This is a genomic window from Pseudocnuella soli, assembly GCF_004347775.1.
GTDB classification, from domain to species: Bacteria; Bacteroidota; Bacteroidia; order Chitinophagales; family Chitinophagaceae; genus Flavisolibacter; species Flavisolibacter aquaticus.
In genome coordinates this window covers 3,075,262-3,091,119 of the sequence record NZ_CP037755.1, presented here as the reverse complement: position 1 = coordinate 3,091,119, position 15,858 = coordinate 3,075,262, and the positions used below count along the sequence as shown (strand labels likewise).

The 15,858-nt window shown below is 50.6% G+C and carries 10 protein-coding genes; 2 read left to right on the top strand and 8 right to left on the bottom strand.

The genetic code is table 11. The annotated features are described in order from the left end of the window. The first annotated feature begins 129 nt into the window (after nucleotides 1-129). Entirely contained in the window at nucleotides 130-1,905 is a 1,776-nt protein-coding gene (gene argS, locus EPD17_RS12580) for an arginine--tRNA ligase (RefSeq protein WP_132054695.1), read from the top strand. A gap of 325 nt (nucleotides 1,906-2,230) precedes the next feature. On the opposite strand, the gene EPD17_RS12575 is transcribed toward argS, so the two are convergent. The 5 genes from EPD17_RS12575 to EPD17_RS12555 form a co-directional block, all read right to left on the bottom strand. Next, nucleotides 2,231-2,875 carry a LolA family protein gene (locus tag EPD17_RS12575; protein WP_240040608.1) on the bottom strand — a complete coding sequence of 215 codons (645 nt, stop codon included), beginning with the start codon at nucleotides 2,873-2,875 and terminating at the stop codon, nucleotides 2,231-2,233. A 185-nt stretch (nucleotides 2,876-3,060) separates the two neighbouring features. Beyond that, on the bottom strand, nucleotides 3,061-5,799 hold the full coding sequence (locus tag EPD17_RS12570; RefSeq protein ID WP_132054691.1) for a DNA translocase FtsK: 2,739 nt from the start codon (nucleotides 5,797-5,799) through the stop codon (nucleotides 3,061-3,063). Nucleotides 5,800-5,941: 142 nt separating this feature from the next. Further along, on the bottom strand, nucleotides 5,942-6,340 hold the full coding sequence (locus EPD17_RS12565) for a DUF423 domain-containing protein (RefSeq protein ID WP_132054689.1): 399 nt from the start codon (nucleotides 6,338-6,340) through the stop codon (nucleotides 5,942-5,944). After that, entirely contained in the window at nucleotides 6,340-6,858 is a 519-nt protein-coding gene (locus tag EPD17_RS12560; RefSeq protein ID WP_132054687.1) for a shikimate kinase, read from the bottom strand. The genes EPD17_RS12565 and EPD17_RS12560 overlap by 1 nt, the downstream gene beginning before the upstream one ends. Nucleotides 6,859-6,995: 137 nt before the next feature. Beyond that, nucleotides 6,996-8,174, bottom strand: a complete 1,179-nt coding sequence (locus EPD17_RS12555; RefSeq protein WP_132054685.1) for an acyl-CoA dehydrogenase family protein — start codon at nucleotides 8,172-8,174, stop codon at nucleotides 6,996-6,998. 189 nt (nucleotides 8,175-8,363) lie between these two features. Between EPD17_RS12555 and EPD17_RS12550 the strand changes: the two genes are divergently transcribed. Beyond that, nucleotides 8,364-8,783 carry a YciI family protein gene (locus tag EPD17_RS12550; protein WP_132054683.1) on the top strand — a complete coding sequence of 140 codons (420 nt, stop codon included), beginning with the start codon at nucleotides 8,364-8,366 and terminating at the stop codon, nucleotides 8,781-8,783. Nucleotides 8,784-8,879: 96 nt separating this feature from the next. Here EPD17_RS12550 and EPD17_RS12545 read toward each other — a convergent pair whose 3' ends face one another. The 3 genes from EPD17_RS12545 to EPD17_RS12535 all read right to left on the bottom strand — a co-directional run bounded on the left by EPD17_RS12545 (nucleotide 8,880) and on the right by EPD17_RS12535 (nucleotide 15,853). Further along, nucleotides 8,880-10,892 (bottom strand): protein kinase domain-containing protein, encoded by a 2,013-nt coding sequence (locus tag EPD17_RS12545; RefSeq protein WP_132054681.1) that lies wholly within the window; start codon nucleotides 10,890-10,892, stop codon nucleotides 8,880-8,882. 61 nt (nucleotides 10,893-10,953) lie between these two features. Next, complete coding sequence (locus EPD17_RS12540; RefSeq protein ID WP_240040607.1) at nucleotides 10,954-11,703, bottom strand: FHA domain-containing protein; 750 nt, start codon at nucleotides 11,701-11,703, stop codon at nucleotides 10,954-10,956. 85 nt (nucleotides 11,704-11,788) lie between these two features. Beyond that, nucleotides 11,789-15,853, bottom strand: coding sequence for an FtsW/RodA/SpoVE family cell cycle protein (locus tag EPD17_RS12535; RefSeq protein WP_132054677.1), 4,065 nt, complete (start codon nucleotides 15,851-15,853; stop codon nucleotides 11,789-11,791). Nucleotides 15,854-15,858 lie beyond the last annotated feature (5 nt).

Genomic DNA, 15,858 nt, shown 5'->3' with positions numbered 1-15,858 from the left:
CGCATCGGTTTGCGAAGGTAATTGCTAAAAATAAAAGCGGCAGCAGTTTTTCGTTAAGGGTGCCCAAATTCTTGCCGCCTGCCGCTGGCCTCATTTTCCTTAATTTGCGCCGCAAAGAAAAGAACGAGCATGACCATAGTAAGCAGGATCAAAGAAGCAACCGCGGCCGCCATCGAAGCCAGTTTTGGACACCAGGTGCAGGCCACCGATGTGTTGGTAAACGAAACCAAACCCGAGTTTGAAGGCGATTATACCGTGGTGCTTTTTGCTTATGTAAAAATATTAAAAGCGGCACCGGATGCGCTGGGCCAAACGCTGGGTCAGTACCTGGTGGCAAACAATCCCGAACTGTTTACTGGCTTCAACGTCATCAAAGGCTTTTTAAACCTTTCCATTTCCGACCAGGTTTTTCTCGATCATTTAGGAGGCCAATACACCACTATGCCGAGCCTGGCTTCCGGCAAGGGCGAGAAAATAATGGTGGAATATTCATCGCCCAACACCAACAAACCGCTGCACCTGGGCCACCTGCGCAATATATTTTTGGGTTGGAGCATCGCTGAAATTTCGAAAGCACTGGGCAACGAGGTGATGAAAACCTGTATCGTCAATGACCGCGGCATCCACATCTGCAAAAGCATGATTGCATGGGAACAGTTTGCCAACGGCGCCACACCGGAAAGCACCGGCGCTAAAGGCGACCATTTTGTGGGCGACTACTATGTAAAATTTTCCGACGCATTAAAAGCGCAAACCAAGGAACTGGAAGCTACCGGCTTGCCGAAAGACGAAGCCGAACGCAAGTCGCCGCTGATGCAGCAAACGCAGCAAATGCTGGTGGATTGGGAAGCTGGCAAACCCGAAGTGATGGAACTGTGGCAGCGCATGAACAGCTGGGTGTACGCCGGTTTTGACGAAACATACAAACGCATCGGTGCTGATTTTGACAAGGTTTATTACGAAAGCCAGACCTACCTCCTGGGCCGCCAGTTTGTGGAGCAAGGCCTCGAGTCGGGAGTGTTTTACCGCAAGGACGATGGCAGTGTGTGGATTGACCTGACCTCAGAAGGATTGGATGAAAAATTGGTGCTGCGCAAAGATGGCACCTCGGTGTACATCACGCAAGACATGGGCCTGGCGCAACAGAAATACGACGAGTTTGCATACGACCAAAGCATTTACGTGATTGCCGACGAGCAGAACTACCACATGAAAGTGCTGCAGCTGATCTTAAAGAAGATGGGCAAGCCATATGCCGATGGTATTTTTCACCTCAGCTACGGCATGGTGGAGCTGCCTTCGGGCCGCATGAAAAGCCGCGAAGGCACCGTGGTAGATGCCGATGACCTGGTGGCGGAAATGGTGGCCATTGCGGCAAAGCACACGCATGAAAGTGGCAAAGTGCAGGACTTTACCGAAGCGGAGCTGGCAGAACTTTATCATACCATCGGATTGGGCGCACTGAAGTTTTTCCTGCTACGCGTTGATCCAAAAAAGAAAATGATTTTCAACCCCGAAGAGTCGATCGATTTTCATGGCTTCACCGGTCCTTTTATCCAGTACACGCATGCTCGGATCAAGTCCATTCTACGCCGGCAGCCGGTAGACGAAAGCGCACAGGTAACGTTCAATGGCTTGGAAAAACTGGAAAAGAACTTGCTGGTTTTACTAGAGCAATATCCAACCGTGGTAGCCCAGGCTGCAGCCGAGCACAATCCATCGGTGATTGCGCTATATGCATTTAATGTGGCCAAAACCTACAACACTTTTTACACCGAACATTCGGTGCTCAATGCGGAAAGCGACGAGAAAAAACAATTGCGTTTGCGCTTGTGCCAGCTAACAGCCAATACGATTAAATCTGCTATGGGCTTGCTGGGCATTCGGGTGCCGGAAAGGATGTAAGGCCTTTACAACAGCAGTAAGATTTAATGCTTTGATATTGGAAGGTTCCATCTTTTTAAAAGGATGGAACCTTTTTTATGTAGCCGGCATTAGCAATTCTATTGAGCTTCTGTTGCGTCGCACACTTGTACGTTTTGTATTTCTATTATGCTTTATCGATGTACCTGTAGCAAACTTTCGCCTTTAGCCATGACAACTCCAAATTTTAAAGAAGCATCCTGATAGCAAGCTGGTCTAAAAATATTTGTACAACAGTCACATATTATTTCACACGCAAAACAAAACCCCGGTTTAACCGGGCTTTTGCACAAACGAACAGTAAAGTTTATCGAAGATCAACCACTTCTACGCCGGGATACTTGGCTTTGTCAAAAACAAAAGCTGCATCAGTAACAGTCGCGTTGGGGTTGAGCGAATTGATGGTGTAGCTGTAGCGGTTGCCGCTTTTTTCCAAAAACCGGGCGCTGTAGATTGTTTTAGTGGCCTTGTCAATCAGCACATATACTTTATGAAATGGCTTTGTTTTATCGGTCGGTGTGAGTTCCACTTCCTGCACGGTTTTACCAGCCACCTTTTTTTCGCCGTTTAATTTGTAAAAGAAATCACGGTCGTAAAAATTGGTGAATAGCCGTTGTGGCGTCATCGCGGTACCATTCAGGTCCACACCACTTACCGTCACTTCATTCGCATTTTTGTCATAGTTCCAGGATGTGCGGCCGTCGGAAAATATTTCCATTCCGCCCATATTTACTTTGTACTTGTTGCCCTTCATATTAACTGTGCCTTTGCGGCTGCTGAGCACTTTGCCTTGCGCATTTTCCACCTGGTAAATAAAAGTTGCCTGCGGCGCCTTAAAGGTGCGGAACTTGGCACTTACTGCATCGAGCACCTTTTTTGCGTCCGGGTCGTTCCTGGTTTCCCTGCTATTGGTTTGCGCCCCGCTGCTCAAAAATCCAACAAGCAAGGCCATCAAAACGTACATTTTTTTCATTGGTAAGTAATATTATTTGGGTGGTACAATCAATCCAATACAAGGAATTAAGGTAATGCACCCAGTGGTTTTAAAAATGCCGGCGTTAAAGATAGCCGTTCAATACCAGCTATATTTCAAGTTATGTACCGTAATTGATGGCTACCCGCCTTCTTAACGGCATTCTAACCAAAGTTTTCTAAAAATTCTTCCAGTTCGTGCTCGGTTTTGTACAGCACTTCGCGGGCTTTACTGCCCAGATTCGGGCCCACCACACCGGCTTGCTCCAATTGGTCCATCAGGCGACCGGCACGGTTGTAACCCAGCTTCATCCGGCGCTGGATCAACGAGGTGGAACCAACCTGGTTTTGCACGATCAGGCGGGCTGCATCGGCAAACAGCGGATCGCGGTCGCCGGCATCCAGGTCACCACCTTTTTCGATTTCTTTTTCATCGGTGTATTCAGGTAGTTGAAATGCCTGCGAGTAGCCGCGCTGTTTGCCAATATATTCCACAATACGCTCCACTTCCGGAGTGTCCACAAAGGCGCATTGCAGGCGCACAATTTCGCCGTTGTAAGAAATCAGCATGTCGCCCTTACCAATAAGTTGCTCGGCACCGCCGGCATCCAAAATGGTACGGGAGTCGATTTTTGAAGAAACCTTAAACGCGATCCGTGCCGGGAAGTTGGCTTTGATGGTACCGGTAATGATGTTTACCGAAGGGCGCTGTGTGGCAATGATCAGGTGAATACCCACGGCACGGGCCAGCTGTGCGAGGCGGGCAATGGGCATTTCCACTTCCTTGCCGGCAGTCATAATCAGGTCGGCAAATTCGTCCACCACCAGCACAATAAATGGCAGGTACTGGTGACCCTTTTGCGGGTTCAGGCGGCGTTTGGTAAACTTCTCGTTGTACTCTTTAATGTTGCGGGCACCCGCTTCTTTCAACAGGTCGTAGCGGTTGTCCATCTCAATACACAGGGCATTGAGGGTGTTGATCACTTTTTTAGTGTCGGTGATGATCGCTTCGTCTTCGTTGGGCAGCTTGGCCAGGAAGTGCTTTTCAATCAACCGGTATACACTCAGTTCCACTTTCTTTGGATCGATCAGCACAAACTTAAGTTGTGACGGGTGTTTTTTATACAGCAGCGAAACGAGGATCGCATTCAGGCCCACCGATTTACCCTGGCCGGTGGCGCCTGCCATCAGCAAGTGCGGCATGGTGGCCAAGTCTACAATGAAGTTTTCGTTGTCAATTTTTTTACCCACGGCAATGGGAAGGCTGTAGGCGTTGTGCTGGAATTTTTCCGAAGAAAGCAAGGTACGCATGCTCACTACGGTCTTTTTTACATTGGGCACTTCAATACCAATGGTGCCCTTGCCGGGGATGGGTGCAATGATGCGGATGCCCAGCGCCGCAAGGCTCAGCGCAATATCATCTTCCAGGTTTTTGATCCGCGAAATGCGTACGCCGGCAGCCGGCACAATTTCATACAGCGTAACCGTGGGGCCCACCGTGGCACTGATCTTCTGAATGTCAATCGCGTAGTTCTTCAGCGTGCTGAGGATCTGGTTTTTATTGGCTTCCAGTTCGGCCGCGTCCTGCACAATGCGTTCGGAGCCGTGAGCCTCCAGCAGGTCCACCACCGGGTATTTATAATCCCGCAGGTCGAGTGTGGGCTCGTATGGTGGCAGGTCGCTGTATTCTTTGTCCTCTTCTGCTTTTTCTTCGCTTTCTTCCTGCGGCGTATTTATTTCCAGAGCAATCTGCGGCAGGTTTGCAGGCGCAGCCGGCGGCAATACCGGTTCCGGGATGATTTCCGGCTCGGGATCAGGCGTGTTGATCACCAACTGCGGCAGCGGCTGCTCTTTTTTCTTCGGCATGATCACCACCGGGGCGGCAGCTGCACGTTGCGGCACCACCTCGGGCTCGATGTCGAATGCAGCGGCTTCTGACTCATGGGTTAGTTCTTCAACAACTGCCTCTTCCACCGGGTCGGAAATGGGTAACGCAAATGGCTCGTCTTCCTTTTCAATCACCGAAAAAGAAACTCCGGACGTTTCTTCTTTTGGCAGGTTGAGGATCAGGGGCACATCGCCCTTCATGGCGTTGGGTTTTGCCTCATGATGTTGTTGCACCACTTCCGGTTGCTTTGTTTCCGCAATAATGCGGGTAGGCCTTGAAATAGGCTGCTGTACCGCAACTGCCGGAGTTGCAGGCTCCGGTTCTTCTTCCTCTTCTTCCCATTCTTCGACGGTCTCTTTGGGCTTTCGTTCCGGTATTTTGAAGGTTGGATTAAATTGCCAGATCAGGTAACTCGAAGCCACCACCAGCAACAACACCGAAGTGCCCACCGAGCCCATAAATGAGCCGAGCCAATTAGCGATCATATCACCCACGCGGCCACCAAACGGAAATGCCGCTGCGCCAAAAAGGAAAGAAAAACAAACCGAAGCAATGACAAGGCCGATGGTTACATAACGAAGGTTGCGCCAGAGCGAAAAAACTTTGCGTGTGGTAACCAGGTTGATGCCAAGTACAAAAAAGAAGGTGCAAAAAAGCAGGGCTGCAATGCCAAATCCTTTGAAAATAAACAGGTGTGCTGTCCAGGCACCGAGGCGCCCCAGCAGGTTGGCCACCACCAGTTCGTCGTTGAACAAAAAGCTGCTCCCCGACATGAGCTTGTCCTGGTCTTCTTTCCAGGTAAAAAAATAGGAAACAAAAGCAATGAACAGAAATATGGAAACAAGCAGCGACACCGTGCCCAGGATCTTCCAGGTACGTTCGTCTTTCGCCAACTTTTTCAGGTCAACGGATTCTTCCCGGTCTTTCTTGAATTTTTGGGGAACCGGCGCCTTTTCCTTCACTACCGGCTGCTCCTTTGGCTGGGGAGCAGCGGGCTTCTTCAGCCTGTTAGCCATGTGCGCAAAGATAAGGTTCAGGGGGGTGTTTGCCGCTACTTACATGGGGTAAGCTTTGGGTTTTAGGGGTAAAATTTGCCGCCGCTTGTTGGATACAATAAGCGCATTGCAACACCCGTTAATAGAGGTTCCGCCAAATTTTTTACGCCATTTTTTTGGCGATGGCAAGCGCCAGCAAAATCCATCCGGCGATAAAAAACAGCCCGCCAATTGGGGTAATGATGCCGATGCCACCCAGGCCGGCTTTTTGCGCAGCTTTGAGTGCCACCAGTGCATACAAGCTGCCCGAAAAAAGCAAAGTGCCAATCAGGAACGACCAGCCTGCGCCATTCAATTGGCCGGCAGCGCCCACCCTATCTGCGAGCAAACCCACAATCAGCAATGCAAAGGCATGGTACATCTGGTATTGTACGCCTGTCTGAAAAGTGGCTACGGTTTCGGGTGCCACCAGTTTTTTCAATCCATGTGCGCCAAAAGCGCCCAATGCTACGCCCAGTCCCGCCAACACGCTACCCGCCAGCAACCATAATTTTCCCGTCATTACAACCTGTTTTCTTCGTGAAAGATTTTATCTAAAAAAGTATCAAGGCTCAATTCGTGCTCAAAAATAACTTCGGAAGCTTGCTGGTAAAAAATTTTCCGGTCGCCCAGCTTTTTGATGATGTAGGCCCGCAATTGTTCGCTGTCCAGGTCTTTTACCAATGGGCGCTGGGCCTGTTCGGATGAAATGCGCTGGTGCAGACTGTCGATGGAACTGTTGATCCAGATGGTGGTGCCCATCTTGTTCATGTAATCTATGTTGTTGAAAAAGCAGGGCGTGCCGCCGCCGGTGGACATCACAAAACTTTCGTGGGTTTCCGAAAGCAGCATCAACGTTTCCTGTTCTTTTTGGCGGAAATACTCCTCTCCTTCCTGTGCAAATATTTCGGTAACGGGCCGCCCTTCGGCCTGTTCTATTTGTTCGTCGAGGTCAAATTTGGGCAGCTCCAGTTTCTGGCCCAATTGCCGGCCCCAGTATGTTTTACCGGAGCCCATAAACCCGATCAGATAAATTCTCATGGTGGTGCTTTTGTTTCAGGTACGATGGGCAGGATTACCCGGATTTAAATAAAAGCTTTTTCCGGTAAAAATTATAATGGCTTGAAAATTTAACGCGGTGGTGTGCATAATAACATGATGGATTTGTAACAACATATTTATCCAAATGCATTAATCCCCGTTACATCCATGCCGGTGATCAGCAGGTGAATGTCGTGGGTGCCTTCGTATGTAATGACGCTTTCCAAATTCATCATGTGCCGCATGATCGAATATTCGCCGGTGATGCCCATGCCGCCCAGCATTTGCCGCGCCTGCCGCGCAATATTGGTGGCCACTTCGCAACTGTTTCGTTTGGCCATCGACACCTGTTGCGGCGTAGCCCGGCCTTCATTCATCAGCACGCCGAGCCGCCAGTTGAGCAACTGTCCTTTGGTGATCTCGGTGATCATTTCCGCCAGCTTTTTTTGCTGCAATTGAAAAGCACCGATGGGTTTGCCAAATTGTTCGCGTTCCGTGCTGTAGCGCAATGCCGTATCGTAGCAATCCATGGCTGCGCCCAATGCTCCCCAGGCGATGCCGTAGCGGGCTTTGGTAAGGCAACTCAATGGTCCTTTCAAACCTTTTACGCCGGGCAAAATATTTTCTTTGGGCACCCGCACATTATCGAAAACCAGTTCGCCGGTAGCCGATGCACGTAGGCTCCATTTGCCATGCGTGGTAGGCGTGGTAAAACCTTCCATGCCCCGCTCTACAATCAGCCCGCGAACATCGCCGGCTTCGTCTTTAGCCCACACCACTGCCACCTGTGCAAACGGCGCATTGGATATCCAAAGTTTGGCGCCATTCAGCACCACGTCATCGCCGGCGTCTTTAATATTGGTGATCATGCCTGCCGGGTTGGAGCCATGATCCGGTTCGGTCAAACCAAAGCATCCAAGCCATTCGCCGGAGGCCAGTTTGGGTAAATATTTTTGTTTTTGTTCTTCGCTGCCATAAGCATGAATGGGAAACATGACCAGTGAGCCTTGCACCGATGCGGTAGACCGCACTCCGCTATCGCCACGTTCCAGTTCCTGCATCATCAAACCATAGGAAATATAATCGAGGCCGCCGCCGCCATATTCGGCAGGAATGGTGGGACCAAAACAACCGAGTTCGCCCAGCTGCGGCACAATCTGTTCAGGAAATTCGGCCCGCTGCGCAAAGTCTTCAATAATGGGTGAAATTTCTTTTTTTACATAACTCCGCACTGTTTCCCGAATGAGTTTCTGTTCATCCGTGAGCAAATCATCTACAAGAAAATAATCCGGCGATTGAAATTGGTCGGTGGCCATATTGTTTGCACTTTTTCGTACAGGCAAGATAGGTAATTCGGGCTTGCGTAAGCCATCCGCAAATCTGCCTGGCAGGGTTTAACTTTTACCGAAAGCTAGATGCAATTCAACGGCGCAGTTCCCGTGCTGATCATTTTTAAGCTGAACTATAAAAGGAAAATATTATTTTGAAAAACTAAAGCTGCCATAATGATCCGAATTATGATGTTGTCCGCCGTTTTGCTGGCGGTATTTTGTTATGCCGCCGACCAACTTGCTGCAAAAGAATACTTGCCGCCACTGGCCAGTACAAACGAACCCGCGGCAATGAAACAATACTGGCTGGTATTATTGAAACGGGGCACCAACCGAACGCAAGACAGTGCCGCCGCTGCAAAGATCCAGGAAGCACATATGCGCAACATCAACAGCATGGCGCAGCGCGGTGCGCTGGTGATGGCCGGGCCCATTGGCCCCGACGACGACCTGCGCGGCATTTTTATCATCGATGCGCCTGATTCGGCAACGGTCTCACAAATGGTGCAACAAGATTCGGCGGTAATTACCGGCCGGCTTCGGATGGAAATTTATCCATGGTGGACCGAGAAAGGCGTATATACATTTAAATAAAACAGGCAGCGCTTTTTTATAAGCGCTTTCTTTTTCTTTAAGCAAATGGCTTCAAGAACATCTTTCGCTTGAATTAGATAAACCCACATTCATTTCTTACTGCCCTTCTTCGCTACTATCGGTTTCGTCGTTTTGATTATTGAAATCATTTAAAATACGGTTGGCAGTAGAATCGCCTTCGGTGGCTGCTTGCACCAGCAGGCGTGTGCCCCGCACCACGTTGCGTTCAAACGTGCAGCGCTGGTAGTTGCTCATGCGTAGTACATCCTTATTTTGACCGAACAAGTATAAAAAACCAAGCGTTCGTTTTGCCGGTGTATAATCGTTTTCAGCAGCACGTCGTACCAAGTCAAAACCTTCATCACAGTTCAATTGTTCGTGTTCCGATTTGAGTGCCCGGTTGCCCCATTCGTACATAGCTTCGGGCACATCCTGCTCCGCCAGTTTTCGGTAAATAGCAAATGCCGCATCCTTGTTGTTGGTATTGATGAATGCCTTTGCTTCCTGCAATTGCTGGTTGATCTCAATCTTTGTCAGCGGCCGTTGTTGCTCCGCCTGCTGCTGCAGCCATTCCGAAAGTGGCATCAGGTCTTCCCGCAACAACCATCCCTTAGACGTTTGGTTGCGGTTGTTGGTAAACTCCACATAGATGAAGCCATTTTTTTCTTCCAGTCCCTTAATGATTTCTTCCGATGGGATCATGTATGCACCGCGGCGTGTAGCCTGGTCGGCGTCGTTATGAAAATATGCCCGCTCAGATACTACTTTATATTCGCCAATAACGCGGCGGGGTTCGGGTGCCGGCTCCGAAACTTTTTTTGCAGGCCGTTCCCGTTCGGTTGTTGGCTCGTTATTGCCAAACAGATTATTGCCCGCCAGGTACAGCAATGCGGCACCGAGAAACACAGCCACTAATATCATGGGCAGCTTCATGCCGGAGGAACGTTTACCCACTGGCGCAGCCGGCATCACCGTTGGCGGCGCTGCATAGGCAGGTTGTCGTTCCCGCTGTTCGGCCAATTCACGGTCTTTGCGGGTAAGTGCCACCCGCAGGTTTACCAATTCCGATTCTTTTGCCGCAGCCAGTTCCCGTTGTTGCTGCAGTGTTTTTTGCAAAATGGCCATTTTAGCCTTCAGCCGCTCATTTTCCAGTGCAGCAAAAGGATCCTTTTGTGCCGCAACGGTGGCAGCTTTTTGCGTGGATTGCACCATGTGCTGCGCCACAAAATCGTGCAGCTCCAGCCCCGATGCAAACCGGTCTTCCGGTCTTTTTTGCAGGCATTGTTCTACCAAATGCAGCAGCCACGAAGGCACTGCCATTTCCCGCGCCTGTTTTTCACTACTCCAGTTTTGGGGCAAAGCGTCTTGGCGCAGCTGCATCGGGTCGGGTGGCGGCGTTTCCATATGCTGCAGCCGGACTTCATTGCGGGCACTTTCGGTGCCGCCGGTTAAGGGAAACGGAACCCGCCCTGCAATGAGTTCATACAGGATGATGCCGAATGAATAGATATCGGTTTGCGGGAGCATACGGCCTTCGTTCTGCTCCGGCGCCATAAACTCGATGGCACCGGCATGGCGCAAACTGGTACGCCTTTGTTCGTCACTCATTATGGCCAGGCCAAAATCAAGCAGCACGTAATTGCCGGTATGTATGTTGAATTTTACATTGTTGCTTTTGATGTCGCCATGCCTGATGTCGAGGCGATGGCAATGCGCCAATGCATTCGAAAGGTGGTCGGCCACCTTCATGATTTCTTTGATGGAAAAAACCGGGTCGTGCGGCGGGTGCAACAATTCTTCGAGGTCGGGGCCTTCGATGAATTCCATTTCGATAAAAGGTAGCGAACCGCTTTCGGTAATACCCGAACTCAGGAATTTCACCACGTTGGGATTGGGCTGTGCATTGGCCCGTTTCAGTTTCGCCACTTCGTTCTGAAAGTCGCGGTAATGACGGTCTTCCTCCGATTCGGTATGAATGGGTGTGGGCAATAATTTCACAGCGGTGATAATTGGCCCAATACGCCGCGCCTTGTACACCGATCCCTGGCCGCCCGTTTTCAGGGCGCCCATATTTTCGAGCCCTTCCGTTATGGTAAATACTTTTGACATTTATTCTTTTTTCCCTGGCAGCTACAAGCAATGATGTTCTTCCATGTAGCTAAAAAATTGCTCAGGGTGTTATTCCAAATTCTAATAACGCAGAATCGCCCAAAATAATTTGATCGCCGTGCTGGAGCGTGTAGCCAATTTGGGTGCTTTGCAACTTGACGGCCTCGCCGCCTCTTGGTCGCACTTTTACTTTGTTGCGTGGCGGCACACCGCCTTCATCGGCGTACAACATAAATACACCGGCTTCGCCATCCCACTCCACATGCGCATGTTGGCGGCTCACAAAACGGTTGCTTTCGTGCTGGCTGGTGGCCGGAAAGGCCACCCAGTTTTCGCGGTAAAATCCGTCGCCGGCCTGCACCTTTTTGTCGCGGCCAATATTGATGCGACCGCTATCAGAATCAAACTGGTACAACTCCTGCTCGGCCTCGCCGTGCAACACTTTAATGAATGCTTTTGCACTCAATACCTGCGCGGGTTTGCGGCTGCCGCTGCGCACCAGCAATGCCGCAGCAAAGTTGGCAGCAACCACCGCATCGGGCGGAACATTTTCAGAAAAATATACCTCGAACTGCCAGTCGGCGGGCAGGTCAATCGCATAATCATCGGCAATGCGCTGCACTTCTTCTTTCAGCCTGGCTTCCTCCGATTTGTATGCTGCGGCTTCGTACAATTCCTTTTCCTCGTCGGCCGGATTAATGTACAAATGCAAAAAACGAATGTTGCCCCCTTCACCTCCCTCCCATTGCTGCAACTGTTCTTTGATGAACCGCAGTAAATGGTCGCGGATGGATTTAACGTCAGGCGGCATGTTATTGTTTTCTTTTTTAAACAGCGAAAACATAGCGGTAGATTGATGATTTAAAATGGTTGTTTCAATGAATGCGGATGTAGCGCTATTTGTCAAAACCCTTGATGTAGCCCATGCGCAACAAGTGCGGAATTACATCGGTACCCGCTAACTGAACGGCGATGCTGCTGCCCCTGGTATCTTCGATGCGGATGCAGGTGGCGATATGGCCGCCGCCAGACGCTTTCGGCGCAAAGAATACATACCATCCGTCGTTGATGCGCTTACCGCGAATGATGCGTTCCGGAGTGCCGGTTTTGCCCGCAACAGCAATGCCCAAGCGTCCTACTTTTGAGGCGCTTTGTTGTTTCATAAACTGTGTGAGCAGTGCGGTATGCTGCGCATCTTTTGCCAAAACAATGCTATCCTTTACCCCCACCAGCGAATCGGCAATTTGCAGCACATAGCGGTTGTCCATTAAAATACCACCGTTGGCAATGCCTGCAGCCAGCCGCGCCACCGAGGCCGGTGTGCCCACCAGTTCGCCTTGTCCCCAGGCCATGCCCGAAATGCCCAAACCTCTTGTTGCCCTGATGTTGTTAGGGTCGTATCTTCTTTTGCTGCGGAACTCGGTATCACGCCAGAGGTTGCGCCATTCGGCTGCTCTAAACGCGTTGCCGCCATCGAAGCTATAATAATATCCGCCCACGCCCCGCAAAAACATACCGGTTTGGATGTAGAGCGTTGCCATTTCTTCGTGCAGGTTCTCCTCGTTTGCCAGCTTAATAAAATATGGGTTGTTCGATTTTACAATAGCCCGCTGCAGGTTGATGGAACCCGCTTCATCAGGTTCATCGCCGCGGGTACGCACCAAGTCGTTGGGCGAAATGCGGAACGTCTTAGTGGCAGCTGCATCGCCCAGTTTATTAAATGCAGCCAACGCGGTCAATAATTTTACCGTAGAACCAGGCTGTGTGGCATGGGTAAAACCAGGATCCATCGTACTGACCCACTGGCCGAATTTTGCAATTTCCCGTTGCGGCAGCGTCAGCAAATCCCAGTTATCAACCGGTGGCAGCGGGTACATTGAGGAGGCCAGCACATCACCATTTGATGCGTCCATCACCACTACCGAAACCCTGCTTTTGCGCACCGCCTCGTTTGCCTGCAGCGATTGCTGGATGCTCATTTGCAGCGCCGCATCCAGTGTCAGGCGCATATCGCGGTTGCTTTGTTTAGCCGAATCAACCAATTCGCTATTGACCCCGGCGAGCAATAAGGGCGAAATGGCCCGGTAGTCTTTCCGCGCCACCATCATTTCGCGGGTGGTTTGCGGCAAAAATCGGTCTTCGCGATAGCGGCTGGCCACCACTTCCACACCCGATGTGGGAATAGGAAAACCCCGCAGTTCTGCAGCATGCTGGTATTCGGCAAAATAGCCATTGTTGCCGCCGGTAAAAACGCCGGTGTTGGCATCGCCGGTCCAGAAAAACATCTGTTCGCCAAACGGGTAATAACGTTGCAGCCGTTTGTGCGACAGGGCTTCCAACAGGTGTGTTTGCAAACCTGCTTTTAGCAATGTGTCCCTGTTCTGCACGATGGCTTCCGGTTTGCTTGTTGCCAGCAGCAGGTTGTTGCGGTCGTACAGGTTGCCTGCTTGCAGTCGGTTCATTAATATTTCAATCCGCGGGTTGTAGCTGTACATGCGGGCACCGCTGCGTTCGGCTACCAGTGCGGGTTCTACAACCCAGCGTTTGTTGTTGAACAGGTATCGCGATACGTTGGCACCCAACAGTGCAATGCCAATAAATGCTGCCACCAATGCGGGCATCAGGTTGCGGTCCTGCTGTTTTTTTATATACCCCATTTGCACCGGCGAGCCCTGCACCATCGACACCGACAGCAGGAACCCTGCAGCCAGCATATTGATGATGAGCGAAGAGCCACCATAACTCACAAATGGAAGTGCCACACCCGACAGCGGCAGGGCACCAGTGGAGCCACCGGCGATCAACACAAATTGTACAAATGTGCTGATGCCGATGCCGGCGCTCAGGTAAAAAAGAAATGGCCTGCCTGTTTGCCTACCAATAACAATGGCCCGGTGCAGCAGGATGACAAACAGCAAAAAAATGGTGATGATGCCGGCCCAGCCAAACTCTTCGCCAAACGCAGGCAGGATCATATCGGTATGGGCTTCGGGGATTGTTTTGGCGAAACCTTCGCCGATGCCCTGCCCCTGGATGCCGCCGCTCGACATGGCCCAGATGCCATTGGCTACCTGGTCGCCGCCAAACACTTCGTTGTTCCATGCATTTTCCCAAATGGCCTTTCTGTCGGACAGCCGCTGGATGGGACCGGGAAAAAGGCGGTCTAAAAATGGCACTTCATCGAGCAATAAAAATCCTGCGATAACGGTCAGCGCCATAATAGCCGATTCGCTGAGCTGCTTGCGGATAAACAAGAAAGACAGTGCCAATAGCGCTGCCGTGATGCCCGTTGCCAGCCACACATTTTTCACCAGCCATACCAGTAATGCATAGCCGATAATGGAAGCGATCATGTAGCCAAAATCGCCGCGGGAAAATGAAAATAAAATAATGAAGGTGAAACATACCACCATTGCCGGACCTAGATCGCCCAGCATCAGGAACAGGAAAATGGCAGCCAAAATAGTGGCAAGCGCCAGATAGAAAAAGCGCCACCTTTTTTGCGCCGTAGCATAGCCTGAAATAAATGCTTCGTTGGCGGTGAAAAACCCCGCCAGGAAAAACAAGAGCAGAAAACGCACCAGCTCGCTGGGTTGAAAGCCAAACAGGTTTACTTTTACGCCACTGCCCTCGGGGCCGGAGCCAAAAATAATGGTGAGCAACAGCAAACCCACGGCTGCTGCAGCCCAGGGCCAGCCCGTTGCGGCGGATGGCTGATCTTTAAAATAAAATAACCTGTATAAACCGGAGTCCGTCGTGAATTTCCGCAGGTCGAACAGGAGCAGGATAAAAATGCCGGCCATGCCGATGCCGAAAAACAGCAGCATGTCTTTTGCCAAAAACCGGTCGCGCAGCGGATCCTGCAGGCTTAATAGGGTTAAGAATGAGAATCCGGTGAGCAGGAAAATTGCGGGCACGATGAGTTGGTCAACACGCGGCAGTTTAACTGATAAGAAAACATGCAGCAACCAAAAAGATGCAAAGAAGACGGCCGCCAAAATCCAATACCATTGGTTTACCTCATCGGGCATGCGCACAATTAAGGCACCTTCTTTTTTTAAATTGTTGAAGTCGCGGGTGGCCAGCAACCGAATGGTATGGGGTTGTTGTATAAAAGAAAAAGACTCCTTTCCATCCAACGCCTCTACTCCTTTTGACGCACCAAACTGGAAACCCGGTTGTAACGGCAATACGGCAAATGACCGCTCCTCGGGCAGGCCTTCAAACTGCACTTCACCGTCGGCATTGGTGCGTGCATACGACACAAGTCCTTGTAATTGTTTGGCGCCCAGTGAATCAGTGATCCATTCTTTTTCAAACCCAGCTCCTTTTTCGGTTTGCAGTTGGGCCACTTCTACCACGCGGTTGCTATACAAGCTGTTCTCCGGCAATATCATTTGCAGCCGCACCAATACACCGGCCATAGCATTTCCATCCCTGTTTTCGATTTCCACTTCAATACGCCCCGAACCCGCGCCTGCGTTGACTTGCGATGCTAATGGGGCTGGCGATTTTTGCTCCGCTTCGTAACGCAGCGAATCTCGGCCGGCAAAGCCCAATAGTCCTCTGGAAACTTTTACTCTTTTTTGAAACGATGCACCGCCTTGTGCAAAAGCCTGGTCAGCATTGACAAAATATTTGCGTTTGTTCAGTTCGCCAATGTTATCAATGGTGGCTTCATCGCTGCGCAGATTTTGCGTTACGGTAGAAGTGATGAGAGCAATATCACGGCGGTCTTCGTAATAAAATCCTTTTTGCAACAACTGTTGCAATCTTTGACCCGGGTTGTCGCTGTTTAAATTGACCATCGACCCATCAGCAATGCGCTGCGGCACCTGTGTAAAATCGCGCTGCAGTACCGCATGTAGCTGGTAAAAGAGCAGGCCAAGCACCACGGATGCCAGTAACAAAAACAGCCGTTCGGTGTTGCGTTTGGGATTATGTATGGGAGCAGTAGCCATCTCGT

Bases quoted from the DNA above. Each gene is read 5' to 3' on its own strand.
- EPD17_RS12555 (WP_132054685.1), bottom strand. From the start codon at position 8,174: ATGGCCACCGACCAATTTCAATCGCCGGATTATTTTCTTGTAGATGAT.
- EPD17_RS12575 (WP_240040608.1), bottom strand. From the start codon at position 2,875: ATGGCCTTGCTTGTTGGATTTTTGAGCAGCGGGGCGCAAACCAATAGC.
- EPD17_RS12540 (WP_240040607.1), bottom strand. From the start codon at position 11,703: ATGCCGCCTGACGTTAAATCCATCCGCGACCATTTACTGCGGTTCATC.
- EPD17_RS12545 (WP_132054681.1), bottom strand. From the start codon at position 10,892: ATGTCAAAAGTATTTACCATAACGGAAGGGCTCGAAAATATGGGCGCC.
- EPD17_RS12570 (WP_132054691.1), bottom strand. From the start codon at position 5,799: ATGGCTAACAGGCTGAAGAAGCCCGCTGCTCCCCAGCCAAAGGAGCAG.
- EPD17_RS12565 (WP_132054689.1), bottom strand. From the start codon at position 6,340: ATGACGGGAAAATTATGGTTGCTGGCGGGTAGCGTGTTGGCGGGACTG.
- EPD17_RS12560 (WP_132054687.1), bottom strand. From the start codon at position 6,858: ATGAGAATTTATCTGATCGGGTTTATGGGCTCCGGTAAAACATACTGG.
- argS (WP_132054695.1), top strand. From the start codon at position 130: ATGACCATAGTAAGCAGGATCAAAGAAGCAACCGCGGCCGCCATCGAA.
- EPD17_RS12535 (WP_132054677.1), bottom strand. From the start codon at position 15,853: ATGGCTACTGCTCCCATACATAATCCCAAACGCAACACCGAACGGCTG.
- EPD17_RS12550 (WP_132054683.1), top strand. From the start codon at position 8,364: ATGATCCGAATTATGATGTTGTCCGCCGTTTTGCTGGCGGTATTTTGT.